Below are 24,105 nucleotides of genomic sequence, written 5' to 3'. Positions count from 1 at the left end.
TTGTGGGGCCCGCTTTGCGTGTTTTGCTCTCGCGTAAGCGCGCAGAGCGGGCGGGCCCAGCAACGTGGCGTGGTTCGGTTGTGGGGCCTGCTTTGCGTTTTTAGCTCTCGCGTCAGCGCGCAGAGCGGGCCTCACAACGCAGGGCTTAGCGTTTGGGTGCCGGCCTGCGTTGGGAAGAAGAGCTCGACGCCGGTCGCTTGGCTGCCGCTGCAGGGGTCCGGGGTGCCGTGGGACGCTTGGCGGCAGTGGGGTTGGCGGTTCCGGCGCCTCGTGCAGCCGTCGTGGCCGGGCGTTTGGCAGGCGTACCAGGACGAGCAACAGTCGCAGCCGGGCGCGCCGCGGGCTTGCGTGGAGCGGGATTTCGCTTGGCTCCGGCTGCCGGCCGCTTGGCGGGAGCAGGTGCCCGCGATCCGAAGGACGGCACCACGGCTCCGAGGAACATCACCGCCAAGGTGCCTACACCGGCCACGGCGGCGAGGTAGAAGTAGATGTCCGAGTCTTCGGTGCTGACGGCGCTTCCCATGGCGTTGGTGTCCTGGTTGAACGCCAGGCCCCACATCCGAAGGAAGGCGATGCTGAATCCGATGAACAGGCTGGTGCCCGCTGCGCCGAGGAGAACCACCAGGTACCTGCGTCGGTTGAAGAGCTGGACGATGCAGGACAGGTAGCAGAGCAGCACGGCGCCCAGGAAGAGGTACAGCACCAGTTCCTCGAGGACGACGGCGGCGAGCACCAACAGCCCCAGGGATACGAAGGCGGCAATGACCGCTAGCTTTCCGCTGTTCCCCATGTGACGCATGAGGTTAATCATCGCCGACCAAGTGGCCACGCCACGCCGTCGTAGATTGCAGTTGGATACCGTCTTACTTGATGACGTACCCGTGCATGATGGTCATCACAGCCGCGACGCTTTGGTCGCGGGTTCGTTCCGGGTTGTAGGTCTGCTGGTCGAGCCCCACGACGAAGATCGCACCGAAGATGGCTGCTTCCAGGCTCCCGCGGGCGATCGACTCGTCCACTCTGTAGCCCTCTGCCACCCGTTCCACCGCCGAGCCGATGACTGCGAGGAGTTCGGCGCGGAGTTCCGTGAACACCGCGCTCCATTCGCCCGGCGTGCGCCAGTTTTCGCTGACCCACAGGCGGGCGAACGAGGGGTAGTCGTCCATGAAGTCCATCGCCTGACCCACCATGTTCTTCATGGATTCGAGCGGGTCGCTGCTCTGGCCTTGGACGTCCTGGAGCCGGACCAGCATGATGTCCACGCCATGCCGCAGCAGTTGGGCGATGAGGTCGGACTTGCTGCCGAAGTTGTAGTAGACGGATCCTTTGGAAACCCCGGCGGCGGCGGCGATTTCGTCAACTGTCACTCCGGCAGCGCCGCGTTCGCCGATCAGCTCCATGGAGGCCTCGAACAACCGTTGCTTGGTGGCGTTGGTTCGTTCGGGCCGAAGCTTCTTGCTCCCGCCCACCGCGGAATCCGAAGAGAGCGGCTCACTGGTGCTCATACTGCGATCTCCGGCTTCAGGGTCTTAAGGGTCCACATCTTGTGCTTGCGGACGGCGAGGGTGGACAGCGCCGCTCCCAGCAAAGTGTACCCAAGCAGGCCCAGTACGGTAGGCCAGATCATGCTGAGCTCACCGCCGTAGATCAGGTGCCGCATACCCGTGACAACGTAGCCCATGGGCATGATCTCGTGGACCACATGCAACGGCATCGGCGTGGTCTGCCAAGGGAAGGTGCCGCCGGAGGAAACGAGCTGGAGGACCAGGAGGATCAGCACCACGAACTTGCCGGGCGTCCCGAGGAGGGCCACAATGCCTTGGATGATCGCGGTGAACGCCATGACGGCTGCCAGCATGAACAGCCACATGCCGATCGGGTGCGAGGCGTTGAGACCCAGGCCCAGGTTCACTACGAGTGTGAGGATCGTGGCCTGGAAAACGGAGACCACGAAGAACGGCAACCAGCCGCCCACGGCAATCTTCCACGAAGGTGCGTTCGAGGCAAGGGCGCGCTGGGTGATGGGCCGCATGGCCTGGACCAGCATGAACACGCCGATCCACAAGGCAAGAGTCAGGAAGAACGGTGCAAGGCCGGCGCCATAGGAGTTGGCTTTGGCCTGCGAGACGTTCTCCACTGCGACGGGATCAGCGATCACCTTGGAGACGCTGCTCTTTTGCTCGTCGTTCGGGTTGGGGATGTCTCCCGCGCCCTTCGCGAGTTCGGAGGCCAGGGTGTGCGAGCCATCGGAGGCGGTCACTGCGCCGCTCGCGAGTTGGCCGGCGCCGTCGTCCAGTTGGCGGGCGCCGTCGTCGAGCTTTACCGCCCCATCGAGCGCCGACTGTTGACCGGCGGCGAGGGTGGACGCGCCGGTTTGGAGCTGGCCGGCGCCAGCGGCTGCCTTGGAGATGGCGTCTGTGAGCGTGGGGGTGGCGGCTGCAAGCTTTGAGGCTCCGGCGCTCACCGCGGCCGAGCCGTCGGAGAGTTGCTGGATCTTTGCGGCGTCGCCGGAGATCTTCGCCTTGGCGTCCTGGACCGGGTTGGATGCAGCAGCGGCATCGAAATCGGCCAGGACCTTGTCAGCCTGCTCCTGTGTGAGCACACCGGACGTCACCAGCCGGGTGTTGGACTCCACAACCCTGGTGCGCAGACCCTTGTCCGCGGCTTCGAGCTGACCCACGACGTCCTGGACTTTCGCGTTCAACTGGGCGTTTCCGGCGGCGACCTGTGCCGCGCCGTCAGCCAGCTTCTGGGAGTCTGCAGGCAGCGTGGAGGTCTTGTTCTTGAGCTCTGTCAGGCCGGAACTCAGCTGGCTGGCGCCTCCGTTGAGCTGTACCGCGCCGTCGCGCAGTTTCGTTTGGCCGGCGACCAGCTGGTCGGCGCCGGCAACCAGTTGCGTGGTGCCGTCATGGAGGGTCGCGGCGCCGTCGCTGAGCTTGCCGACACCATCGGCGAGTTGTCCTGCGCCGTCCGCTGCTTTGACGATTGAAGCGTGGATGGTGCCGAAACCGGTGAGGAGCTGGTTGGCTGTCTCTTCGCCCACCTCTTTGGCGACCGTGGAGTGCACAGCGGTGGTGAGTTTGTCCACAATAGTGCTCAACAGGTAGTTGTTGGCGTCATTGGTGGTCACGTGCAGCATGGCCTGGTTGGCGGCGTCGAAGCTGCCCGGGGATGCCAGGTTTGCGGAGAAGTCCTTGGGGATCCGCAGCGCGAAGGCGTATTCGCCGGTCTTGACGCCGGCGTCCGCATCCTCGGCGCTGGCGACCTGCTTCCAGTTGAAGACATGGCCTTCCACCAGGCTGTCCGCCACCTTCTTGCCCGCCTGCAGTTCGCTGCCGTCCTTGGTGGTGGCACCGGTGTCCTCGACCACCAGGGCGGCGTCGATCTGGTTCAGGTTGCCGTACGGATCCCAGTTCGCGTAAAGGTACACGGCACCGTACAACAACGGAACCATGGTCAGGGCGAGGATGGTCAGCTTGGGCAGGAGCCCGCCGGTCATGCGCTTGAGTTCGGAGCGGGCGAGCCGCAGAACAGTCACTTTGCAGTCCTTTGGAGGTTTTGGGTTTCGGGTTCGTCGAGGGGTTCGGCCGTCTCGGCGGCGGGTTCGGCCGCTTCGGGTGCCGCGTCGCCGGCGTGCTTTGCGTGCGGCTGGGGCTCTGCGCTGGGCTGGGGCTCGACGGCGTGCTGGGGCTCGACGGCGGCAGCCGGCTCGGGCGCCAAGGGGGCGGGTTCCGATTCCGGTTCGGGCGGGTGCGAAACTGAGTTACCGATCACCGCGGCCGCACCGGTCCAGATGTCCGGCAGGGCGCCGACCACGGCTACCACCGCAAGCGGCCGCCCGGCGTCGGACGCCAGGGCCTGCAGGCGAGGCAACCACGTTGACGGATCGGCGCTGTGCCGGTCGGGGGAGTCCACTACCAGGAGGTCGGTGGCAGGGTCAGCCAGGGCGAGCGCGGACAGGAGTTCCAGGCGCCGTCCCGCAGGCAGCTGTTTGATCCACAGGTCGGCGATGTCTTCAAAGCTGTTGACCTTCAGCCATGGCTTGCTCAGCAGCGCTCCACGGTAGCGGCGCGGGATGAGCGAGAGGTCCTCGGTGACGAGGTCCCGGACGCTGAGGTGCTGCTCCGGCTCGTTGACGCCGGGGGAGTCAACCAGGGCGCTCGCGAGGCGGATCTTCTTGGTCTTGGTGTTGTTGTCCCAGCTGAGGACGCCATTGCTGGGCTTCATGCGGCCGCTAAGGGCCAATGCCAAAGCTGTCCGCTGGTCTTGGCCTTCGCCGGCCACCAGCAGGAGTTCCCCGCGGCTCACGGCGAGGGACGTTGCCGGAAGGAGATCGCCCCGGCGGCCGTTGATCTGGAGTTGCTGTACGGACAGCACAATGAAGCCTTTCGCAGAAATGGTGTCTGCGAAAAGTCTAACTGAACTGACTGGTCAGTTCAAATAGACTCTAAAGTCCGTACTTTTCCAGCAGGCGCAACCAGATCTCGCTGATGGTCGGGTAAGACGGAACCGCATGCCACAGCCTGTCCAAGGGAACTTCTCCCACGATCGCGATGGTGGCGGAGTGGAGCAGCTCAGCCACGCCTGGACCGGCAAACGTTGCACCGAGGATCACCTTCCGGTCCTCGTCCACCACCATCTGTGCCCACCCCTTGTAGTCGGGGGAATGCAACTGGGAACCGGATACGTTGATGGGCAACTCGACGCCCGTGACGTTCTTTCCCTGCAGGAGGGCCTGCTCCAGGCTCAGTCCCACGGAAGCAACTTCGGGATCAGTGAACACGACACTTGGTACAGCGTGGTCGTTGGCAGTGTGGGCCCATGGACTCCACGGCTGCGGAGTGCCCTTGAGCTTGCCGTTGGCCCGGGCGACAATGGCGTCCCCCGTGGCGCGGGCCTCGTACTTGCCCTGGTGGGTCAGGAGCACCTTGCCCGCGGCATCCCCGGCCGCGTAGAGCCACAGCCCACTGGTGCCATCGCTGGCGGGACCGTCGACGAGCCCGCTGGCGTCCGTGGTGAGCTTGAGGGGTTTGCCGTCAGGCGCTTCGATGCCCACACTGTCCAGGCCAAGGTTGGCCAAGGACGGGTGCCTTCCTGAAGCGACCAGGAGTTGATCGGCTTGGAGCGTTGCGCCGTCGAGCGTGACTGTTACCGAGCCGTCGTCGTTCTTTTCCACCTTGTCCACGTCAGTGTGGAGGCGGACATCGATACCGTCGGCGCGGAGGCCCGCCAGGACAAGGCTGGCCGCTTCCTCCGGATAGCTGCTCAGGAGGCGTCCGCGGGCGACAACCGCCACATCGGATCCAAGCCGCGCGAACGCCTGCGCCATTTCAACGCCAGCCACTCCACCGCCCAGGACCACGAGGCGTTTGGGGATCTCCTTGGCTGCCGTGGCGCCGCGCGTCGTCCAAAAGGGTACGTCTTCCAAGCCCGCGATCCCCGGGATGGTGGGTGTGGAACCCGTTGCCACCACTACGGCATGATGCGCCTTCAGGGCGTAGCTGTTTCCGTCCAGGCCGTCCACCTGGACCTCGCGGGCCCCCGTGATCCGGCCGCGGCCACGGATGAGGTCGATGCCGGCGCTGTCCAGCCATTCGACCTGGCTGCCGTCTTCCCAGTTGTTGGTGAACCAGTCGCGATGCTTCAGTGCGGCCTTCGCGTCCACCACCCCGGTGATGGCCTCGGACGCGCCCGGGATGACCTGGGCCGCGTGCAGCACACTCCCCGGGCGAAGGAGCGCCTTCGAAGGAATGCACGCCCAGTAGGAACACTCGCCGCCCACCAACTCGTTCTCCACGATCACCGCCGACAGGCCGCCCCGGACCACCCGGTCCGCCACGTTTTCCCCAACGGCGCCTGCGCCGATCACTATTACGTCGTACTCGCGGGAGCTCTCGGCAGTCATGGGGAAAGCCTACGCCGGGAGCCCTGCGTTGTGGGGCCTGGTGTGCGGGGTGTGTGGGGGTTTTGGGGCGCAGAGTGGGCCTCGCATGTGTGGGTGGTGCGTTGTGGGGCCTGGTGTGCGGGTTTGGTGGGGGGTTTTGGGGTGCAGAGTGGGCCTCGCAAAATCTAGCCCGACACCGCGTTGTGGGGCCCGCTCTGCGGGTTTGGTGGGGGGTTTTAGGGTGCAGAGCGGGCCTCACAACGCAGGCTCACGCGTGCATCGCGCCCTTGAACCAGCCCGTGATGCTGGCCGGGTGGGTGATTGCCGTGCCAACAACCACGGCGAACGCGCCGGCGTCGAGGGCCTGGCGGGCATGGGCGGGAGTATGGATACGGCCTTCGGCGATCAGGGGTTTGCCCAGATCGGCGGCCGCAATCTTCTCAAGAAGCTCCAGATCCGGCCCATCCGTCTTGGCGCGCTCGCCGGTGTAGCCGGACAACGTGGTGCCGATCAGGTCCGCCCCGGCTTCGACGGCGGCGACGGCGTCATCGAACGAGCCACAGTCAGCCATGACCAGTGCATGCGACTCAGCCTGGATACCGCTGATGGTGGCGGACAAGGACAGCCCATCCGGACGGGTCCGGCGTGTTCCATCGATCGCCACAACGTGCGCCCCTGCGTTCGCCACCGCAAGGGCGTGCCGGAGTGTGGGGGTGATGAAGACGCCGTCGTGCCCGTCCTTCCACAGTCCGATGACAGGGACCTCGACGGCGGCGCGTGTGAACTGCACATCGGCCAACCCTTGGACGCGGATCGCCGCAGCCCCGCCGATCACAGCGGATGCCGCCACCTGGCCCGTTGTCCGGGGATCACGCATGGGCTCACCCGGGTAGGCCTGGCAGGAGACGATCAGCTGAGAGCGGAGGGCTTCAAGGTTTTTAGGGGTGAGGATCATGATGTCTCCCTTTAAAGAAGGACGAGTTTTGCGGCGCCAATAATGGCAGCGGAGTTGCCCAGGGACGCACTGAGCACGGGGACTGCAGCCAAGGGGGCCAAGAGTTCCTGGCGTAGGGCAGCTTCCATGGGTTTCCACCAGAGCTCGCCGGCATCGGCCAGTCCTCCGGAGATCACCACTGTTTCTGGGTCCAGGATGTTAATGAGGCCGCCCACGGCCTGGCCGGCTGCGCGGGCACCGACGTGGATGGCGCGCACAGCGGCGGCGCGGCTGGCCCCAAAGGAGGCACCGCCGTCGTGATCTTCAGCAGCGGCCAGCGCGAACACGCCGCGCGTGTCGGTCGCTGACACAGCAGAGCCGCCACCGCGCAGATACGCCTCATGGATCGCAGGCCCGGAAGCTATCGCCTCAACGTGACCGGCCGAACCACAAACACAAGGCAACGGAACGCCGTCGGAAACCGCGAAAGGTGAAGCGAAATGACCCACATGCCCGCCAACAAAACGGTGCCCCAGGACCGGGGAGCCACCCAGCACAAAACTGCCGCCAACCCCTGTGCCGAACGCGACCATCAGTGAGCTGGCCGCACCGGCCGAGGCTCCCAGCCATGCCTCGCCGAGGGCATGAGCGTGGACATCATTGACGGCCCGAACAGCAAGGCCGAGGCGTGAAGAGAGTCCGGAAACCAGCGCAGTGCCCGCCCAGCCCAAAATTGCGTCGGTCGCGGAAACCACAACCCCGGAAGAAGCGTCGATGACCCCAGCGGAGCCGACGCCGACGCCGGACACTGTATGCCCGGCGTCGGCAGCGCGCTCCACCAGACCTGCGATCAGCGCAGCGGTGGCGTCCAGGATCGCTCCGCCACCGCCCCGGTTCAACGTCGGAATGGTCTCCGTCATCACAACTTCGCCAGAGGGGGAGACAACCCCGGCGGCAGTCTTGGTGCCGCCGAGGTCAACGCCGATCACGTGGGTCATGAAGGTTAGACCAGCCCGTTGCGTTCCAGGATTTCCCGGATCGCAGCAGTCTCGGAATCGTTCAGGCTGAGCATGGGCGAGCTCATGGTGTTGGACTCAATGACGCCCATCACCTGCAGCGCGGTCTTGAACGCACCCAGGCCGGCTGCGCCTCCGGAGACGCGTCCGTTGGGGGTGTAGACGATCTCGAAGACGTCGGCCAGGCGGTCCTGCTCGCGGGCCGCCGTAGCCCAGTCGCCGGCCTGCGCAGCATCAAACAGGCGGCGGTAGCCGGCCGGATCCACGTTGCCGAGCCCCGGGACAACACCCTGCGCGCCGCCAAGGAGGGCGCCGTCCACCACTACTTCGTGACCGGTGAAGATGTCGAAGTTGGGGATGTCCTTGGCAGCCAGGAGCAGCTGGCGGAAGGAGACGTCGTCGCCGGAGGAGTCCTTGACGCCGGCGATCACGCCGTCGCGGCCGAGGCGGACCAAAAGATCCGTGGGCAGCTTGAAGTGGGTGCGGACGGGAACGTCGTAGGCGAAGATCGGCTTCCCGATGGCGGCGTGGATGTCGCGGAAGTGGGTCTCCGTCTCCGCTGCGTTGCCGATTGCGTAGTACATGGAGGTCACCACGATCGCGTCGGCACCAAGGTCAACCACCTTGCGGGCTTCCTCGATCACGCGGGTGGTGGTCTGCTCGTTGGCGCCCACGATCAGCGGGACCGCACCGGCGTTGGCGTCGGCGATGGTGGAGACCACCAGCTCGCGCTCGTCGTTGGTCAGGTAGGGGACTTCGCCGGAGGAGCCCAGGACGAAAAGGCCGGACACACCGCCGTCGATCAGGTGCTTGGTGACGTTCTTCAGCGACGCGGTGTCGATGCTGCCGTCGGCGTGGCGGGGGGTGATGACCGGGGGAATGACGCCCTGGAATTGAGTGGACACAGAAATCTCCGTTGTTTGTAACTTGTGAAGGGAAAAACTAGATGTGAAGGAGGCTCGGCGCGGCGCCCAGCAGCTTCTTGGTGTAGTCGTTGCTCGGGTTGTCGAAGACTTGCGCAGCGGAGCCTTGCTCGACGATCTTGCCGAAGTACATGACGCAGATCCGGTCCGAAACGTAGCGGACAGTCTGGATGTCGTGGGAAATAAACACCATTCCCAGATTCAGCTGGGTCTTCAGGTCGGAGAGCAGGTTCAGGACCTGCGCGCGGACCGAAACGTCCAGGGCCGACGTCGGTTCGTCCGCCACGATGATGTCCGGGTCCAGGGCCAACGCGCGGGCAATCGCCACGCGCTGGCGCTGGCCACCGGAAACCTGCGACGGCGTCACTTCGGCCGCCGATTGCGGCAAGCCAACCAGCGCCAACAGTTCCTTGACCTTGGCGGCACGGGAGGAAGCGTTGCCGATGCCATGGATTTGCAGCGGATCGGTGAGGATGTCCTGGATGGTCATGCGCGGGTTCAGCGCCGTGGCCGGGTCCTGGAAGACCACGGAAACGGAGCGGCCAAACGCCTTGCGCATGGCTGCGTTCCGCTTGATGGCCGGCTTTCCGTGGAACAAAACCTTTCCCGACGTCGGCGGCTGCAGTCCCACGAGCACCGAAGCAAGCGTGGACTTGCCGCAGCCGGACTCACCGACGATGCCGACGGTTTCGCCGCGGCTGATGGTGAAGTCGACGCCGTCTACCGCTTTGACGATGTTAGGGCGGAACAGGCCACCGGTCCGTGCATGGTGGTAGACCTTGACGTCCTTGAGCTCGATGACCGGTTTGCCGGTTGATTCACTCATCGTGCGTCCTCCTTCAGGTGGCTTGCCCAGTAGTGGTCGGCATCGTCATCGCCATTGGCCGAGGCCACCGAAGTGAGCACCAGCTTTTGGTGGGGATCGGCGTCGGGGCGCAGCGACCGGGCGGCAAAGCGATCTCCCGTGGCAAAGTCCCGCGGGGATGGCACGGTGCCCGGAATCTGGTGGAGCCTGGCGGCGTCCGCTTCAATGGACAGGACGGCACCCAGCAGGCCACGGGTGTACTCGTGCTTGGGGTTCCGCAGAAGCTCGGAAGCCTGCGCGGATTCCACCACCTGGCCGGCGTACATCACAGTGATGCGGTGGGCCAGGGAGGCCACCAACGCGAGGTCGTGGCTGACGAACACCATGGCAAACCCGAGTTGTTCCCGCAGCTCGTTCAGCAGATCCACAACTTGCTTCTGGACAGTGACGTCCAGGGCGGTAGTCGGCTCGTCGGCCACCACGATCCTGGGGGAACGGGACAACGCCATGGCAATCAGCACACGTTGTCGCTGGCCGCCGGAGAGCTCATGCGGATAGCTGGCAAGTGTCCGGACCGGGTCCAGCTTCACCATCTCCAGCAGTTCCGCGGGTGTCTTGCGGCCACCTCGCTTGGTGAGCTGCTCCATCTGGTCCTTGATCTTCATGGACGGGTTCAGCGAACTGAGGGCGTCCTGGTAGACCATGGCGATCTGCTCACCGCGCAGGCCAACGTAGGCCTTGGGATCGCTGTGCTTGGTGCTGGAATCCAAGAGTTCCTTGCCATCGAACTTGATGGAGCCCGTGACCTCCGCGGTTTTGGGGAGCAGGCCCATGACGGCCAGCGAGGTGATGGACTTGCCGCAACCGGACTCGCCCACAAGGCCCATCGTTTCGCCCTCGCGGACAGTGAAGGACACGTTGTCTACGATCGCGATGTCGCCGAAGCGGCCTGGGAAGCGGATGGACAGGTTCTTTACTTCCAGCACGTTGCGTGAGCCTGCCGGTACCTGCGGGAGGCGGTCGGTGCGCTTCGCTTCGATTGCTGCCAGGAGTTCCAGTTCGCGGTCCAGGAGGAGGTGCGGGTTGGCGGCGGCGAGCTTCACATCGGTGAGGACGGCTGAGGCGCCCACCTCGGAAGTGGCGCCGACGCTGGAACCCGCCAGTACGCCGTCGAGCTCGTGTTCCTCAACCACTGAAGGCTGGGCAACGGATGTACCAACTTCGGTGTCCACGGCAATAACTGCAGCCGAACCGTCGTCGTCCTTCACCACGGGGGCGCGGCGAAGCTTCGGGTTCACCATGGCGTCGGTGAGGCCCTCGGCCAGGATGTTCAAGGAAAGAACGGTCAAAAGGATGGTGAGGCCCGCGAACGTAGTGGCCCACCAGCCGCCGGACAGGACCAGGTTGCGGCCGTAGGAGATCACGTTGCCCCATGACGGTGCGGGATCCTGGACGCCTGCGCCCAGGAAGGACAGCGAGGCTTCGAGGATGATGGCGTCGGCAACCATGACCGTGGCGAACACCAGCACGGGAGCGGCAGTGTTGCGGACAATGTGCTTGACCAGGATGTAGAAGCGGCCGGCTCCGATGACCCGCTCGGCACGGACGTAGTCCTCGCCATACTGGGCCAGCACGTTGGCGCGGACCACCCGGGCAAGTTGCGGGGTGTAGATGATGGCGATCGCGACGATGATGGTGGGCACCGAGTTGCCGAACGCTGCCAGCAGCACAGCGGCCAGGGCGATGCCCGGGAACGCCATGAGGATGTCCATGAGCCGCATGATGATTTCATTGACGGACTTGCTGGACGTGGCGGCAAAGGAACCCAAAAGCGCGCCGGCCAGAATGGCCAGGCCCACGGCGCCGAGGCCGATCATCAGCGACGACTGTGCGCCGAAAAGCAGGCGGGAGAAAATGTCCCGACCCAGGCGGTCGGTGCCGAAGAAGTGCTCGGCGCCCGGAGGCGTGGCGGGAATGAATGTTTCCAGCGGATCATGCGGGGCGATGACGGGCGCGAAGATGGCCGCCAGCACAATCAGCACGAGGAAAAGCAGGGCGATACGGGAGCCCCAGGGCAGGGCCTTGAAACGAATGACCGGGGCACTTAGCCGTTCTGCGAGCTTGCTGCGCATGAGCTATACCGTCCTGATTCGGGGGTTGATAAGCAGGTAGAGAAGGTCCACCACGATGTTCACCAGAACGAAGGTGACCGAGATGGTGAGCACCACGCCCTGGACCAGGTTGACGTCCAGGTTGGTGATGCCGTTGAGGATCAGCTGGCCCATGCCGGGCAAGGCGAAGATCATTTCAATCACGACGGCGCCGCCCAGCAGGTAGCCAACGCGCAGTCCCAGCACGGTCACCGGTGTGACGAGGGCGTTGCGGAGGACGTTCTTGGAGACGACCTCGCGGTAGGGGACACCGTTGCCGATGGCGGTCCGGACGTAGTCGCGGTCCAGTTCTTCCACCATGGAGGTACGGACCACACGGATCAGGGACGCGGACACGGGAATGCCGAGGGCCAAAGCCGGGAGGGCCATGGAGTTGAGCCAGCCGCCAAAGCCGGATTCCGGCGTCGCAATTCCGCCCGAGGGGAACATGGGGTTCTCACCGAGGGCGAACCACTGGATCAGCAGGATGCCCAGCCAAAACGACGGCGTGGCAATTGCGGCGATTGAGAAGACGCGGACCAACTGGTCCTGCCACTTGTCGCGGTACAGGGCGCCCATGATGCCAAAGGCCAGGGAGAGGACGATCGCGATGAGGACGCCAAGGAAGGTGAGTTGAAGGGTCAGCGGGAAAGCCGAGCCGATCATGGATGCCACCGACTTGGCCGGTGGTGTGGTGACGCCGAGGTCGAACTGCAGGAGCTTGCCGAGGAAACGGAAGTACTGCAGGACCAGGGGGTCGTTCAGGCCATTGTCCTGGCGGTATTGCTGCTTCGCTTCTTCGCTGGCGCCGTCGCCGAGGGCTGAACTGGCTTGGTCGCCGGGAGCGGCCTGAAGGACGAGGAAGACGAGCAACGTGATGCCCAGGATCATCAATGGCAATGCTGCAAGCCTGCGGCCAAGCAGACGCAATATCGTGACCAATTTGTTCTCCGGTTGATCTGGTTGTGGGCCCCGCTCTGCAGGGTTTTTGGGGGTTTAACCCTGCAGAGCAGGCCTCACAACGCGAAGGATTGCTTAGGCAGTGCGTCCGACGCCGACGAACGACAGGCCGGTGGTGGGAAGGGGCTGGAAGCCGTTGAGCTTCTTTTCGTCCCAGGCGCTGGGAAGCTGGCGGTGGAAGACCGGGTACAGGGGGACCTCTTCGGAGACCATGTCCACGATTTCGCCGACGATCTTCTTGGCGTCATCGCCCGAGGCCTGGGAGCCCTTGTCCATGAGGCCCTGCAGTTTGGTGCGCTCCGGGGTGGTCCAGAAAGCGCGCTTGTCCATCCAGGTGGCACCCGAGTAGAACCAGCTCAGCAGGAGGTCTGCATCGTTGCCGAAGACGGAGGGATCGCCGGGGGCAGCGACCACACTGTAGTCGCCCTTGCCAACACGGTCGCTGTACAAGGCGCCCGACTGGAGGCTCTTGACCGTGACCTTCACACCGGGAATCTTGTTCCAGGACTCGAGGATCAGTGGCGCAACGTCCTTAACCCAGGCGGTGTCTGTGGTGAGGAGTTCGAATTCGAGGGTGGTGACGCCGGCCTGCTTCAGGAGTTCCTCGGCCTTGGACGTGTCGAAGCCATAAACGTTCTTGGCCTTGACGTAGTCCGGGTGGCCTTCCTGGAAGTAGGAGGTAGCGGCTTTGGCGTTGCCGAACAGGGCCTTCTTGATGATGGCTTCCTTGTCCAGGCCGTAGTGCAGTGCCTGGCGGACCAGCTTGTTGTCGAACGGTGCCTTGGCACAGTTGAACATGAGGAACAGCAGGCCGAAGGACTGGACGGATTCGACCTTCACCTTGGACTTCAGCCCATCGACGTCCAGGTAGGGAACGTCTTCGATGGCCTGGACGCGGCCGGACTGGACTGCGGTGACGCGGGCTGCGGCATCAGAGAGCAGCAGCCAGGTCATGCCCTTGGCCAGTGCAGGCTTGGGGCCGTTGTAGTCGGCGAATGCCTCGAAGACGATCTTGTCGTCCTTGACTGCGGAGATGAGTTTGTACGGTCCGGAGCCGACTGGCTTGGCGTCGAACGCCTTCAGGTCGGTAGCGAGTGCCTTGGGGACGATCTTGACCACGGAGATCCGGGGTCCGAAGCCGGGGAAGGCGTACTTAAGGGTGAATTCCACCGTCTTGGCATCAACAGGCTTGACGTCCTGGATGAAGGGGATGAACTGGGAGAACAGCGACTTGTTCGCCGGGTCCATCACGCGGGTGAAGGAGAAAGCGACGTCCTCGGTGGTGACGGGGGAGCCGTCGTGGAACTTTGCGCCATCGCGGATGGTCACCTGATAGGTGGTGTCGTTGATCTTCTTGGGGTCCGCTGCGGCCAGGGCGTTGTAGGGCTCGCGTGTGGCCGGGTGCAGCTCGATGAGGCCTTCGAAGATATGCAGGTTGGCAGCCATCGGCGTCGCACCCGAAGAGCTCAGCGGGTCGAAACCCGTGGAGAGCGCGTAGGAAATGCCTGCCTCGATGGTGAGGTCCTTGTTGACGGCGGCCGTGTTGGTGCTGGTGCCGGTGGTCGTGCTGGCAGCGCCGCCGCACGCAGAAAGTGTTGCCGTGAAGGCGGCTGCTGCACCAACTGCGCCGCTTAGCTTCAGGAAGTTCCGGCGGCTGGCGTCATTGACCAGCGGCAGGCTGTTGATCGTCTTGCTCATAGGGTGCCTCACCAATCGCGTTTCGTGGGTTATCGGATGTAGGACGTCCGATGCTCGTATGGAAACTGTAAGGGCGGTCACAAGAGAACGTCAAGTGAGAGTGGGCGGCCTGGCCTCGTCCGCGCGCCCGGCGGTTTTCCGGCTGCGGCCGGTCCTGAGGGGAAATCCCAGCGAAATCCCTGAACATACTTATCAAGGAGGTGGGACATCCGATATTGTATGTTGCGAGTCACTCAATCTGCGGTGGGCGCTAAGCTCGCCTCAATATTAACACCGCATCGCCCAGGCTTCCCGGGTGATGCAGCGGCAAGGAGAAAGCCATGACAACTTCCGGTGTAGTTCCGCAGGCGCGGTTCAGTGCACAGGCCCGGCTTCGTGCCTTGCAGTCGGACATTATGGAATTGATCCTCGAGCGCGAGCTGGAGGCGGGCGATCCACTGCCGACAGAGAGCGAGTTGTCGGTGGCTCTCGGAGTCGGGCGCAATACGCTGCGCGAATCCCTCAAGGTCCTGCAAGCCCTGGGTGTCATCGAGATCCGGCATGGCTTCGGCATGTTCGTGGCCCCGAGCAATTTTGACGCCCTCGCCGACGGCCTCACCTTCAGGGGCCGGTTGTCGCTGCGGCACCAGGGGCTTGAGGCGTTGCAGCTCGTCGATGTGCGCCAGGCGTTGGAGTCGGGCTTGATCGGCTCTTCGATGGACGTCATGACACCCGAACAGCTTGCCTCCATTGAGGAAGCCGTGAAGCAGATGGAGGATCTCGCCGCTGCCGGCGAAAACTTCGTGGCCGCCGATGCTGAATTCCACCGCAGGCTCTTCGAGCCGCTCAACAACGAGCTCCTGATCAACCTGATGGGTGTTTTCTGGAAGGTCTACCGGAAGATCCACGTCGAAATCGGTCCGGGCAACGAGGACCTCATGAAGACCGCCGCCATGCACCGCAACATCTACGCCGCCGTTGCCGCCGGGGACAAGGCCTCAGCCTCCGAGCTGCTCAACCGGCACTTCGACGGAATCCGCCGCCGTATCGGCGAGGCCGTGGGCGACTGACCCTCCGCTCGCAACGTGACGGGCCGCCGTCGTACTTTCACCTGAAGTACGACGGCGGCCCGTTCCGTTTGTGCGTGCGGCTCACCTCGCGCTGTGCGAACTAATGCTGAGCAAAACAAAAGACCCGCACCGGCGAACCGGTGCGGGTCTTTATTTGTGCGCCCAAAGGGATTCGAACCCCTGACCTTCTGTTCCGTAGACAGACGCTCTATCCAGCTGAGCTATGGGCGCATTTCGTGTGATTCTCGGCGGTCTGTTTCTCTGACCCCCTCGAACCTCAATAAACTTTACAGAAGTTCATGTGAAGTTCCAAATCGAAAAGCTGTAATCTGCGCAACTAGACCGGTCTACGTGACCTTAGTCACTTAAATCTGCCTCTGGCGAGCCATTGCCCCTGATTTCTAGGCGTTTTTACTTTTCGGTCCCACGGTTGTCCGATGTCTGACAGCCCATTGGTCTGGTCCGCGGCCCCTATCGTTTAGGACACACCACTGAACCCGAGGAAGGGAACCACAATGGGCGATCTGGCGCGACTGCCGCTGCTTGAGAAGGCACCTACTACGCATGCACGCCTGCTGGCTTGGGTTGAGGAAGTTGCCGAGCTGACCCAGCCGGACCGCATCCACTGGGTCGATGGCAGCGAAGCAGAAAACAAGAAACTCACCGACGAGCTTGTCGAGGCCGGCACGCTCAAGCGGCTGAACCCGGAGACGTTCCCGAATTCCTTCGCGGCATTCTCTGACCCGGCTGACGTTGCCCGTGTGGAAGAGCAGACCTTCATCTGCTCCGAAAACGAGCGCGACGCAGGCTTCACCAACAACTGGATGGCCCCGGCCGAGATGAAGCAGAAGCTGCGCGGTCTGTTCGCCGGCTCCATGCGTGGCCGCACCATGTACGTCATTCCGTTCGTCATGGGCCACCTGGATGCTGAAGACCCCAAGTTTGGCGTCGAGATCACCGACTCCGCCTACGTTGTTGCCTCCATGCGCATCATGGCCCGCATTGGCACGGACGTCTTGGACCGCATCACCGAAACCGATGCCTTCTTCGTCCCGGCCCTGCACTCACTCGGTGCCCCGCTGGAAGCCGGCCAGGCCGACGTCGCCTGGCCCTGCAACCCGGACAAGTGGATTGTCCACTTCCCCGAAGAGCGCTCCATCTGGTCCTTCGGATCCGGTTACGGCGGCAACGCCCTCCTCGGCAAGAAGTGCTACGCCCTGCGCATCGCCTCGGTGATGGCCCGCGACGAGGGCTGGCTGGCTGAACACATGCTGATCCTCAAGCTGACCTCCCCGGAGCAGAAGACCTACTACATCTCTGCTGCCTTCCCGTCCGCGTGCGGCAAGACCAACCTCGCGTTGCTCGACCCCACCATCAAGGGCTGGAAGGTGGAGACCCTGGGCGACGACATCACCTGGATGCGCTTCGGCAAGGAAGGCGAGCTCCGCGCCGTCAACCCCGAAGCCGGCCTGTTCGGCGTCGCTCCCGGCACCGGCTGGGGCACCAACCCCAACGCCATGCGTGCCATCGCCAAGGGCAACAGCATCTTCACCAACGTCGCACTGACTGATGACGGTGGCGTCTGGTGGGAGGGCATGACGGAGGAGACTCCGGCGCACCTGACCGACTGGCGCGGCGAGTCCTGGACACCGGACTCCGACGCCCCCGCCGCGCATCCGAACTCCCGCTTCTGCACGCCGATCGACCAGATCGACATGCTGGCCGAAGAGTACTTCAGCCCGGAAGGCGTTGAGCTCTCCGCCATCCTGTTCGGTGGCCGCCGCAAGACCACCATTCCGCTGGTTACCGAGGCCCGCAACTGGTCCAACGGTATCTTCATGGGATCCACGCTGTCCTCGGAAACCACGGCTGCTGCAGCCGGTGCCGTTGGCGTTGTCCGCCGCGACCCCATGGCCATGCTGCCGTTCATCGGATACGACGCGGGCGACTACCTGAACCACTGGGTCAACCTGTCCGCGAAGGCCAACCCGGAGCGACTGCCCAAGATCTTCCTGGTCAACTGGTTCCGTCGCACGGCTGAGGGTGGCTTCGCCTGGCCGGGCTTTGGTGACAACGCCCGCGTGCTGAAGTGGGCCATCGAGCGCCTCGAAGGCAAGGCTGACGCTGTGGAGACTCCGATCGGTTTCGTACCGACCGGCGAATCCATCGACCTCGAAGGGCTGGACATGACCCCGGCAGAGGTCGAGGCAGCCGTGCGCGTCGATCCTGAAGAATGGGCAACCGAGCTGGCGTCCATCGAGGAATGGTTCGCCAACTTCGGCGAATCGCTCCCGGCGGCACTCCAGTCCGAGCTGGATGGGCTCAAGTCCCGTCTGGGCTAGACCTCTTAGGAACAACGGCGTTCTTAAGTGAACGACGACGGCCCGTCACCTTTCGTTGGAAAGGTGGCGGGCCGCCGTCGTTCTTCGCGCAGGTCAGGAACGGTATCGTTCCGCGCGGCGGTTATGTAAGTGGGGCGGGTGTTCGGAACTCCGGACGGAGCCCGATGGATTGGAACACCGGGTTCATTTGGCGCGCATGCGGAAGGGTGGAAATGACCACGGAGTCGAGTTCGCGGTAAAAGGCCTCCCTGGCCCGGGTCATGGCCCGGCGCAGTTCGCACTCGTTGATGAGCGGGCAATTCTTGGTGGGGGATTGGCACTCGGCTGGATCCTGCCGGCTGTCCAAGTGGCGCAGGACCTCGCCGACTGTGGCTCGCCGGCCGTGTTCGCTGAGCCGTGAACCACCAAGCCGGCCACGCTCGACGTCAATGAAACCTAAAGCACGGAGCCGGACCATGGCTTTGCTGACGTGGTTGTACGGCGTCCCCACGGCGTCGGCCACGGCCTGTGTGGTCAACAACATGCCTTCGGGGGCCGCGGCCAACACCATGATGGCGCGGAGGCTAACGTCTGCGAACGCGTTGATTTTCATGGGATCAGCTCATGTGAGTAGGGTCTAGTCCACCCAGATGGATGGCTCGTGGGTATCGGGCTCCATAGGACGGAAGGCAAAACCCTCTGCGGTGGGGGAGTACGGGATGATGGCTGCCCGGGCTTCGCCATTCCTGTGTTCGGCGGCACCATGGATGCCGTCCGAACCATGGTCCGGCAACGTGACGTCACTGACAAGGGCCACAGCCTTGAAGTCGTCGCGCCCTTGGCGCAGGAGCTGGTGGATGTCGGTCAGCATCTGCCCCGCATCGACGTCACCATTTTCGTCCGGCTCACCAGGTGCGATCATGACGATCCGGAACTCACCATCGTTCGAGAGCGTCACGCCGAACGGAAAGAAACCACCGTTCTGCTGGATGTGCTCCTGCGCGGTCCCCAGCGCCGTGCCCAGTGTCTCCCGGAGCTCGCGGTCCTGGTCGGATTCTTCCGGCAACGTCTCGCCGGTGGACTGGTCGGTCATGGCTTGGCCTTAGGCCCGAACCAGAGCCAGGACGCGGTCGCGGATCTTCTCCATGGTGGGCTGGTCCTTGGCTTCGGCATTCAGGCGCAGGAACGGTTCAGTGTTGGAAGGCCGCAGGTTGAACCACCAGCTGCCGTCCTTTGCAGTGAACGTGGAGCCGTCCATGTGGTCGATGTCGATGTCTTCGCTTTCGAAGTCCACGCGGACCCGCTCCACGGCCCCGGCCTTGTCTTCGATCTCGGAGTTGATTTCTCCGGATGAAACGTAGGGCTCGTATTGGCGGCCGAGCTCGGAGAGCGGGCCGTCCTGCTCGCCGAGGGCAGCGAGGACGTGCATGGCTGCGAGCATGCCTGTGTCAGCGTTCCAGAAGTCCCGGAAGTAGAAGTGCGCGGAGTGCTCGCCGCCGAAGACAGCGCCTTCCTCCGCCATGACAGCCTTGATGAAGGAGTGGCCCACACGGGTGCGTACGGCACGGCCGCCGTCCTTGGCCACCAGTTCCGGTACGGCCTTGGAGGTGAGGAGGTTGTGGATGATCACGGGGGTTTCCTCGCCTGCTGCCCGGGCACGGGCGATTTCACGCCTGGCCACCATGCCGGTGATGGCGGACGGGGAGACGGGCTCGCCCTTCTCGTCGATCACGAAGCAGCGGTCAGCGTCACCATCGAATGCCAAGCCGATGTCGGCACCGTGCTTGACCACGGCGGCCTGCAGGTCGCGGAGGTTTTCCGGTTCGAGGGGATTGGCGGGATGGTTCGGGAACGAGCCGTCGAGTTCGAAATAGAGCGGCACGATCTCGAAAGGCAGGGCAGGGAGCAATTTATCGCCGAGAACTGCGGGGGTCGTCAGTCCGGCCATGCCGTTGCCTGCGTCCACCACGATCTTCAGGGGACGCGAGCCGGAGAGGTCCACGAGCTGGCGCAGGTACTCGGAGTAGTCCTTTAGGACGTCATGGACACTGATCTCTCCGCGGGTTTCGGCTGCGGGAATGATGCCGGTGTTGAGGTATTCCTCGGCCAGGGCCTGGATTTCCTTCAGGCCCGATTCCGATGAGATGGGCTGCGCGCCGGCCTTGGCCATCTTGATGCCGTTGTATTCGGCTGGGTTGTGACTGGCTGTGAACGTGGCTCCGGCTGCGTTCAGGGCCCCGCAGGCGTAGTAGAGCTCGTCGGTGGAGATCAGGTCCAGCAACCGGACGTTGGCGCCCCGGGTGGCTGCCCCGTTGGCAAAAGCCTGGCTGAACTCAGGGGACGAAGGGCGCATGTCGCCGCCCACCAGAACGGTGCCGCCTTCAAGGCCCAGGACGTCGATGAACGCAGCGCCTACGGCCTCGACAATTTCAGCCGTGATGGATTCACCCACGATTCCCCGGACGTCGTACGCCTTGAAGGATGCCGAGAGGTCGAATGTCTTGTTCTGCTCGCTAGTCACGCGCTCAATCCTACTGTGGCTACGCAATGGGGCATGAACCGGGCGGGGGGCTATGTGGATAATCACTATCCACATAGCCAGGTCCGCGGGTGATGGGCGTCGGGGGTGGCTGGAATACTGGGTTCATGGCCAACAACTCCCCGAATGCTGCCGTTTCCGTGCAATCACCTACCGAACAGCAGGCCCTGGCGTGCCTGCGGGAGTTGGTGGGACACCCGGAAGCCCGGTTCCACGACGGCCAGTACGAAGCTATTGAAGCGTTGGTCGATGCCGGCCGCAGGGCACTGGTGGTCCAGAGGACAGGTTGGGGGAAGTCCGCCGTCTACTTCGTGGCATCCCTGCTTCTACGGCGCCGGGGCGCGGGACCAACGCTGATTGTTTCCCCGCTGCTGGCACTCATGCGGGACCAGGTGGCTGCAGCCGCCAGGGCAGGAGTGCGTGCCGTGGCCATCAACTCTGCAAACGCCCTCGAATGGGATACCGTCCTGGCGCAGCTGGCCGCCGACGAAGTTGATGTCCTTCTGGTTTCACCGGAGCGCCTTACCAACCCATCTTTCCGGGAAAACCAGCTTCCGGAGCTCATTCGCCGTACCGGCCTCCTGGTTATTGACGAGGCCCACTGTATTTCGGACTGGGGTCACGACTTCCGGCCCGACTACCGGCGCATCGCCGACCTCATTGCCCAATTGCCGGAGTCGGTTCCGGTGCTGGCCACCACGGCTACGGCCAACTCCCGGGTGGTCCACGACATAGAGGAACAGCTCGGTGCCGGAGTACTGACCATCCGTGGGGCCCTGGGGCGGGAGTCCCTGCGCCTGGGCGTCCTGTCCTTGCCTGATTCCAGGGACCGCCTGGGATGGCTGCTGACCCATCTAAAAGACATGCCCGGCAGCGGCATCATTTACACGCTCACCGTTTCAGCTGCGGAGGACACAGCCAGGCTCCTCGCTGAGGCCGGGCACAACGTCTTGTCCTATACAGGCCGGACGGACCCTGCAGACCGGGAGCGCGCAGAACAACTGCTTAAGGACAACCAGGTGAAGGCGCTCGTGGCCACATCAGCGCTGGGCATGGGATTCGACAAGCCGGACCTGGGTTTTGTCATCCACCTTGGTGCACCATCATCGCCCGTTGCCTATTACCAACAGGTTGGCCGCGCAGGCCGAGGAGCGGCCAATGCAGACGTGCTGCTGCTTCCAGGCTCAGAGGACCGCGAGATCTGGCAGTATTTTGCAACGGCTTCCATGCCGTCCGCTGAAAAGGCCGATGCCGTGCTTGGTGCCCTCGGGGAAGCAGGCTCAGCTTTGTCCACCGTCGCTCTGGAGGCCCGCGTGGACCTCCGCCGCACGCCCTTGGAACTCCTCCTTAAGGTCCTTGCCGTGGACGGGGCAGTTGAACGCGTTGGCGGCGGCTGGAGAGCAACCGGGAGCCCCTGGCATTACGACGCCGAGCGGTACGCACGCATCGCAGAGGCGCGGGTGGACGAGCAGGACTCCATGGTGATCTACCAGGACACGGCTGGATGCCGCATGGAGTACATCACGTCCGTCCTCGACGACGAGACCGCAGCAGCGTGTGGTCGCTGCGACAACTGTGCCGGCCGATGGTTCCCCGTGGACGTGGCAGCCTCGGCAGCCGATGCCGCTGGCCAGACCCTACGACGCGCCGGTATCGCCGTGGAGCCGCGACTCCAATGGCCCAGCGGCATGGATCGGCTGGGGGTGGCCGTCAAGGGCAAGATCAAACCTGACCAAAGCGTCTCAGAAGGCCGGGTCCTGGCCAGGCTGACGGACCTGGGCTGGGGTGGGGCGCTGCGAGAATTGTTCGCTGCTGGTTCCCCGGACCGCGCCGTGGATCCGGCCATGCTGCAAGCCTGTGTCCAGGTGCTTCGTGAGTGGTCAGGAGCTGAAGGCGGAACTCCTTGGAGCGGAGTGGGTCGACCCGCAGCCGTGGTCAGCATCCCGTCCAGGAGTAAGCCGCAGCTGGTGGAGTCCCTGGCACAGGGAATAGCCGGCATCGGGCGGATGCCCTACCTGGGCCAGCTGCAGCCCCAACACGGTGGGCCCACCGGCGCCCGAGGAGGCAACAGCGCCTACAGGCTTGCCGGCGTCTGGGACCGGCTTGTTGTGGGCCCGGACCTTGCCCAGGCCCTGGCTGGTACTGGAGGCCAGCCAGTGCTGCTGGTGGACGACCTTATCGACAGCCGCTGGACCATGACAGTTTCGGCCTTGGCCTTGCGCCAAGCCGGTGTGGGAGCCGTTCTACCCCTGGCCTTGGCGCAAGCGGGATAGGAAGGCGGGGTAAAGAACGTCATGTTGTGATCGCTCCCACTGTGCCTCTATAGGATCGAGCCAACACGCCAGCGGCCTGTCACGGGCCCACAGCCAGATCCTGGACCGGAGCCATGAGCACAAACCCCAGCAACACAGAAGTCGACACCCCCGGCGAAACCAGCTGGCGGCCGCGCCTGGCCCTGTTGGTGGCTGCAACGTTCTTCATGGAGTTCCTCGACGGCACCATCCTCACCACAGCAATCCCCAGCATCGCCTCCGATTTCCGCGTGGCACCGGCCGACATCAACATCACCATGACCGCATACCTGGTGACGGTTGCGATGGGAATCCCGCTCAGCAGTTGGCTGGCTGAACGGTTCGGTGCCCGCCGGATCTTCTGCCTCGCCATCTCGGTGTTCACCGTCGCCTCCCTGCTGTGCGCCGTGAGCACAGACCTGTCCATGCTTACCCTCAGCAGGGTGGCCCAGGGCATGGGCGGGGCCATGATGGTGCCCGTTGGCACCCTGGTGGTGTTGCGCGGGACTCCCAAATCCGAGCTCCTCCGGGCCACCGCCTATTTGGTGTGGCCCGGACTGCTCGCCCCTGTACTGGCTCCGATGGTCGGTGGCGCGCTCACTACCTTCCTGTCCTGGCACTGGATCTTCATCATCAATGTGCCCCTTGGCCTGGCGGCGTTCATTGCTGCGCTCAGGCTGGTGCCCCGGACCCAGTTCGACTCCAAGCGCCGCCTTGACTGGTTTGGGCTCCTGCTGACCACCCTGGGTGTGGGTGCCTTGGTGGTGGGTTTGGAAACATTGGGCGGCCACGCATCCAACGCGATCGCCGTCATGGTGGTCGCCGCAGGGCTGCTGTCACTCGCGGGTGCTGTCTGGTGGATGCGGAAAGCCGACGTTCCCCTGTTCAACCTCGGAGTGTTCCGGACCAGGACGTTCAGGGCGACCTCCACGGGCGGTTTCATTTACCGGCTGACCATCAGTTCGGTGCCGTTTCTGCTGCCGCTGATGTTCCAGGATGGCTTTGGCTGGGACCCCCTCAAAGCCGGTGTGATGGTCGCCGCCGTTTTCGTTGGCAACATCGGAATCAAGCCGGCCACCACGCCCTTGATCAGGCGCTTCGGGTTCAAGCCGGTGCTCGTCTTCGCTTCGTTCGCTTCCGCCGTAACGTTTGCGTTGTGCGCGTTCCTGGATGCCCAAACTCCCGAGCCCGTGATCTTCGCTTTGCTGCTCTTCAGCGGAGCTTTCCGCTCCATCGGATTCTCGGCGTACGCCTCGGTGCAGTACGCGGACATCGTCCCGGAACAGCTGCCCTCGGCCAACGCGATCTCCGCGACGCTGGTTCAGTTGGCTGCCGCGGCCGGCATCGCGGTGGGAGCTTTGTTCCTGCGGCTGTTCGAAGCGACGCATCTCCTGGGCGGTGACCAGGTAGCGGCATATAAGGGGGCGTTCATTGCCATGGCCGTCCTGATGCTGATCAGCACGGTGGACAGCCTGGCCTTGCACCGGCACGCGGGCGCCGAAGTGAGTGGGGGAGCGAAGCGGGGTTAAACGCAA

General features: G+C 64.0%; 19 protein-coding genes and 1 tRNA gene. 4 read left to right on the top strand and 16 right to left on the bottom strand.

What is annotated here, in order from left to right; translation table 11 throughout:
- Positions 1 to 145: 145 nt before the first annotated feature.
- From NEK97_RS13525 to NEK97_RS13470, 12 genes are all read right to left on the bottom strand, one after another.
- Positions 146 to 790, bottom strand: a complete 645-nt coding sequence (locus tag NEK97_RS13525) for a hypothetical protein (protein ID WP_257370394.1) — start codon at positions 788 to 790, stop codon at positions 146 to 148.
- A 73-nt stretch (positions 791 to 863) separates the two neighbouring features.
- Positions 864 to 1,505 carry a TetR/AcrR family transcriptional regulator gene (locus NEK97_RS13520; protein ID WP_257370393.1) on the bottom strand — a complete coding sequence of 214 codons (642 nt, stop codon included), beginning with the start codon at positions 1,503 to 1,505 and terminating at the stop codon, positions 864 to 866.
- Positions 1,502 to 3,538: a YhgE/Pip domain-containing protein gene (locus tag NEK97_RS13515; protein WP_257370392.1), complete on the bottom strand. Its 2,037-nt coding sequence runs from the start codon at positions 3,536 to 3,538 to the stop codon at positions 1,502 to 1,504. The genes NEK97_RS13520 and NEK97_RS13515 overlap by 4 nt, the downstream gene beginning before the upstream one ends.
- Positions 3,535 to 4,377, bottom strand: coding sequence for an ABC transporter ATP-binding protein (locus NEK97_RS13510; RefSeq protein ID WP_257370391.1), 843 nt, complete (start codon positions 4,375 to 4,377; stop codon positions 3,535 to 3,537). The genes NEK97_RS13515 and NEK97_RS13510 overlap by 4 nt, the downstream gene beginning before the upstream one ends.
- 70 nt (positions 4,378 to 4,447) lie before the next feature.
- On the bottom strand, positions 4,448 to 5,905 hold the full coding sequence (locus tag NEK97_RS13505; RefSeq protein ID WP_257370390.1) for an NAD(P)/FAD-dependent oxidoreductase: 1,458 nt from the start codon (positions 5,903 to 5,905) through the stop codon (positions 4,448 to 4,450).
- Positions 5,906 to 6,152: 247 nt separating this feature from the next.
- Positions 6,153 to 6,839: an N-acetylmannosamine-6-phosphate 2-epimerase gene (locus NEK97_RS13500; protein WP_257370389.1), complete on the bottom strand. Its 687-nt coding sequence runs from the start codon at positions 6,837 to 6,839 to the stop codon at positions 6,153 to 6,155.
- An 11-nt stretch (positions 6,840 to 6,850) separates the two neighbouring features.
- A complete protein-coding gene (locus tag NEK97_RS13495) occupies positions 6,851 to 7,816 on the bottom strand; it encodes an ROK family protein (protein ID WP_257370388.1) in 966 nt (321 codons plus the stop codon).
- Positions 7,817 to 7,821: 5 nt separating this feature from the next.
- Positions 7,822 to 8,739, bottom strand: coding sequence for a dihydrodipicolinate synthase family protein (locus tag NEK97_RS13490; protein WP_257370387.1), 918 nt, complete (start codon positions 8,737 to 8,739; stop codon positions 7,822 to 7,824).
- Positions 8,740 to 8,776: 37 nt separating this feature from the next.
- Positions 8,777 to 9,583, bottom strand: coding sequence for an ABC transporter ATP-binding protein (locus NEK97_RS13485; RefSeq protein ID WP_257370386.1), 807 nt, complete (start codon positions 9,581 to 9,583; stop codon positions 8,777 to 8,779).
- Positions 9,580 to 11,694 (bottom strand): dipeptide/oligopeptide/nickel ABC transporter permease/ATP-binding protein, encoded by a 2,115-nt coding sequence (locus tag NEK97_RS13480; RefSeq protein WP_257370385.1) that lies wholly within the window; start codon positions 11,692 to 11,694, stop codon positions 9,580 to 9,582. Before NEK97_RS13480 ends, NEK97_RS13485 begins: the two co-directional genes overlap by 4 nt.
- Before the next feature lie 3 nt (positions 11,695 to 11,697).
- Positions 11,698 to 12,654, bottom strand: a complete 957-nt coding sequence (locus NEK97_RS13475; RefSeq protein WP_255774092.1) for an ABC transporter permease — start codon at positions 12,652 to 12,654, stop codon at positions 11,698 to 11,700.
- A 93-nt stretch (positions 12,655 to 12,747) separates the two neighbouring features.
- Positions 12,748 to 14,370, bottom strand: a complete 1,623-nt coding sequence (locus NEK97_RS13470; RefSeq protein ID WP_257370384.1) for an ABC transporter substrate-binding protein — start codon at positions 14,368 to 14,370, stop codon at positions 12,748 to 12,750.
- 320 nt (positions 14,371 to 14,690) lie between these two features.
- Between NEK97_RS13470 and NEK97_RS13465 the strand changes: the two genes are divergently transcribed.
- Positions 14,691 to 15,419, top strand: a complete 729-nt coding sequence (locus tag NEK97_RS13465) for a FadR/GntR family transcriptional regulator (RefSeq protein ID WP_235520029.1) — start codon at positions 14,691 to 14,693, stop codon at positions 15,417 to 15,419.
- A gap of 157 nt (positions 15,420 to 15,576) precedes the next feature.
- Here NEK97_RS13465 and NEK97_RS13460 read toward each other — a convergent pair.
- Positions 15,577 to 15,650, bottom strand: a tRNA-Arg gene (locus NEK97_RS13460).
- Between the two features lie 284 nt (positions 15,651 to 15,934).
- Here NEK97_RS13460 and NEK97_RS13455 point away from each other — a divergent pair.
- Positions 15,935 to 17,761 carry a phosphoenolpyruvate carboxykinase (GTP) gene (locus NEK97_RS13455; RefSeq protein ID WP_257370383.1) on the top strand — a complete coding sequence of 609 codons (1,827 nt, stop codon included), beginning with the start codon at positions 15,935 to 15,937 and terminating at the stop codon, positions 17,759 to 17,761.
- A gap of 121 nt (positions 17,762 to 17,882) precedes the next feature.
- Here the strand turns inward: NEK97_RS13455 and NEK97_RS13450 are convergent, their stop codons facing one another.
- The 3 genes from NEK97_RS13450 to NEK97_RS13440 are packed head-to-tail and all read right to left on the bottom strand — an operon-like array spanning position 17,883 to position 20,261.
- Entirely contained in the window at positions 17,883 to 18,353 is a 471-nt protein-coding gene (locus NEK97_RS13450; protein ID WP_257370382.1) for an Rrf2 family transcriptional regulator, read from the bottom strand.
- Positions 18,354 to 18,377: 24 nt separating this feature from the next.
- Positions 18,378 to 18,833: a hypothetical protein gene (locus NEK97_RS13445; RefSeq protein ID WP_257370381.1), complete on the bottom strand. Its 456-nt coding sequence runs from the start codon at positions 18,831 to 18,833 to the stop codon at positions 18,378 to 18,380.
- A 9-nt stretch (positions 18,834 to 18,842) separates the two neighbouring features.
- Entirely contained in the window at positions 18,843 to 20,261 is a 1,419-nt protein-coding gene (locus tag NEK97_RS13440; RefSeq protein ID WP_257370380.1) for a phosphomannomutase/phosphoglucomutase, read from the bottom strand.
- Between the two features lie 125 nt (positions 20,262 to 20,386).
- Here NEK97_RS13440 and NEK97_RS13435 point away from each other — a divergent pair, with 125 nt between their 5' ends.
- Positions 20,387 to 22,552 carry an ATP-dependent DNA helicase RecQ gene (locus tag NEK97_RS13435; RefSeq protein ID WP_257370379.1) on the top strand — a complete coding sequence of 722 codons (2,166 nt, stop codon included), beginning with the start codon at positions 20,387 to 20,389 and terminating at the stop codon, positions 22,550 to 22,552.
- A gap of 113 nt (positions 22,553 to 22,665) precedes the next feature.
- Entirely contained in the window at positions 22,666 to 24,099 is a 1,434-nt protein-coding gene (locus NEK97_RS13430) for an MFS transporter (RefSeq protein ID WP_257370378.1), read from the top strand.
- Positions 24,100 to 24,105: the final 6 nt, after the last annotated feature.

The sequence above is a fragment of the Paenarthrobacter sp. UW852 genome (genome assembly GCF_024608385.1).
Lineage (GTDB): Bacteria > Actinomycetota > Actinomycetes > Actinomycetales > Micrococcaceae > Arthrobacter.
Note: the sequence above shows the minus strand (reverse complement) of the source record. Positions and strands in the feature narration are given on the sequence as shown.

Excerpts from the sequence above, each read along its gene's own strand:
- NEK97_RS13525 (WP_257370394.1), bottom strand. The coding sequence starts at position 790 with ATGGGGAACAGCGGAAAGCTAGCGGTCATTGCCGCCTTCGTATCCCTG.
- NEK97_RS13520 (WP_257370393.1), bottom strand. The coding sequence starts at position 1,505 with ATGAGCACCAGTGAGCCGCTCTCTTCGGATTCCGCGGTGGGCGGGAGC.
- NEK97_RS13505 (WP_257370390.1), bottom strand. The coding sequence starts at position 5,905 with ATGACTGCCGAGAGCTCCCGCGAGTACGACGTAATAGTGATCGGCGCA.
- NEK97_RS13500 (WP_257370389.1), bottom strand. The coding sequence starts at position 6,839 with ATGATCCTCACCCCTAAAAACCTTGAAGCCCTCCGCTCTCAGCTGATC.
- NEK97_RS13495 (WP_257370388.1), bottom strand. The coding sequence starts at position 7,816 with ATGACCCACGTGATCGGCGTTGACCTCGGCGGCACCAAGACTGCCGCC.
- NEK97_RS13485 (WP_257370386.1), bottom strand. The coding sequence starts at position 9,583 with ATGAGTGAATCAACCGGCAAACCGGTCATCGAGCTCAAGGACGTCAAG.
- NEK97_RS13480 (WP_257370385.1), bottom strand. The coding sequence starts at position 11,694 with ATGCGCAGCAAGCTCGCAGAACGGCTAAGTGCCCCGGTCATTCGTTTC.
- NEK97_RS13470 (WP_257370384.1), bottom strand. The coding sequence starts at position 14,370 with ATGAGCAAGACGATCAACAGCCTGCCGCTGGTCAATGACGCCAGCCGC.
- NEK97_RS13465 (WP_235520029.1), top strand. The coding sequence starts at position 14,691 with ATGACAACTTCCGGTGTAGTTCCGCAGGCGCGGTTCAGTGCACAGGCC.
- NEK97_RS13455 (WP_257370383.1), top strand. The coding sequence starts at position 15,935 with ATGGGCGATCTGGCGCGACTGCCGCTGCTTGAGAAGGCACCTACTACG.
- NEK97_RS13450 (WP_257370382.1), bottom strand. The coding sequence starts at position 18,353 with ATGAAAATCAACGCGTTCGCAGACGTTAGCCTCCGCGCCATCATGGTG.
- NEK97_RS13445 (WP_257370381.1), bottom strand. The coding sequence starts at position 18,833 with ATGACCGACCAGTCCACCGGCGAGACGTTGCCGGAAGAATCCGACCAG.
- NEK97_RS13435 (WP_257370379.1), top strand. The coding sequence starts at position 20,387 with ATGGCCAACAACTCCCCGAATGCTGCCGTTTCCGTGCAATCACCTACC.
- NEK97_RS13430 (WP_257370378.1), top strand. The coding sequence starts at position 22,666 with ATGAGCACAAACCCCAGCAACACAGAAGTCGACACCCCCGGCGAAACC.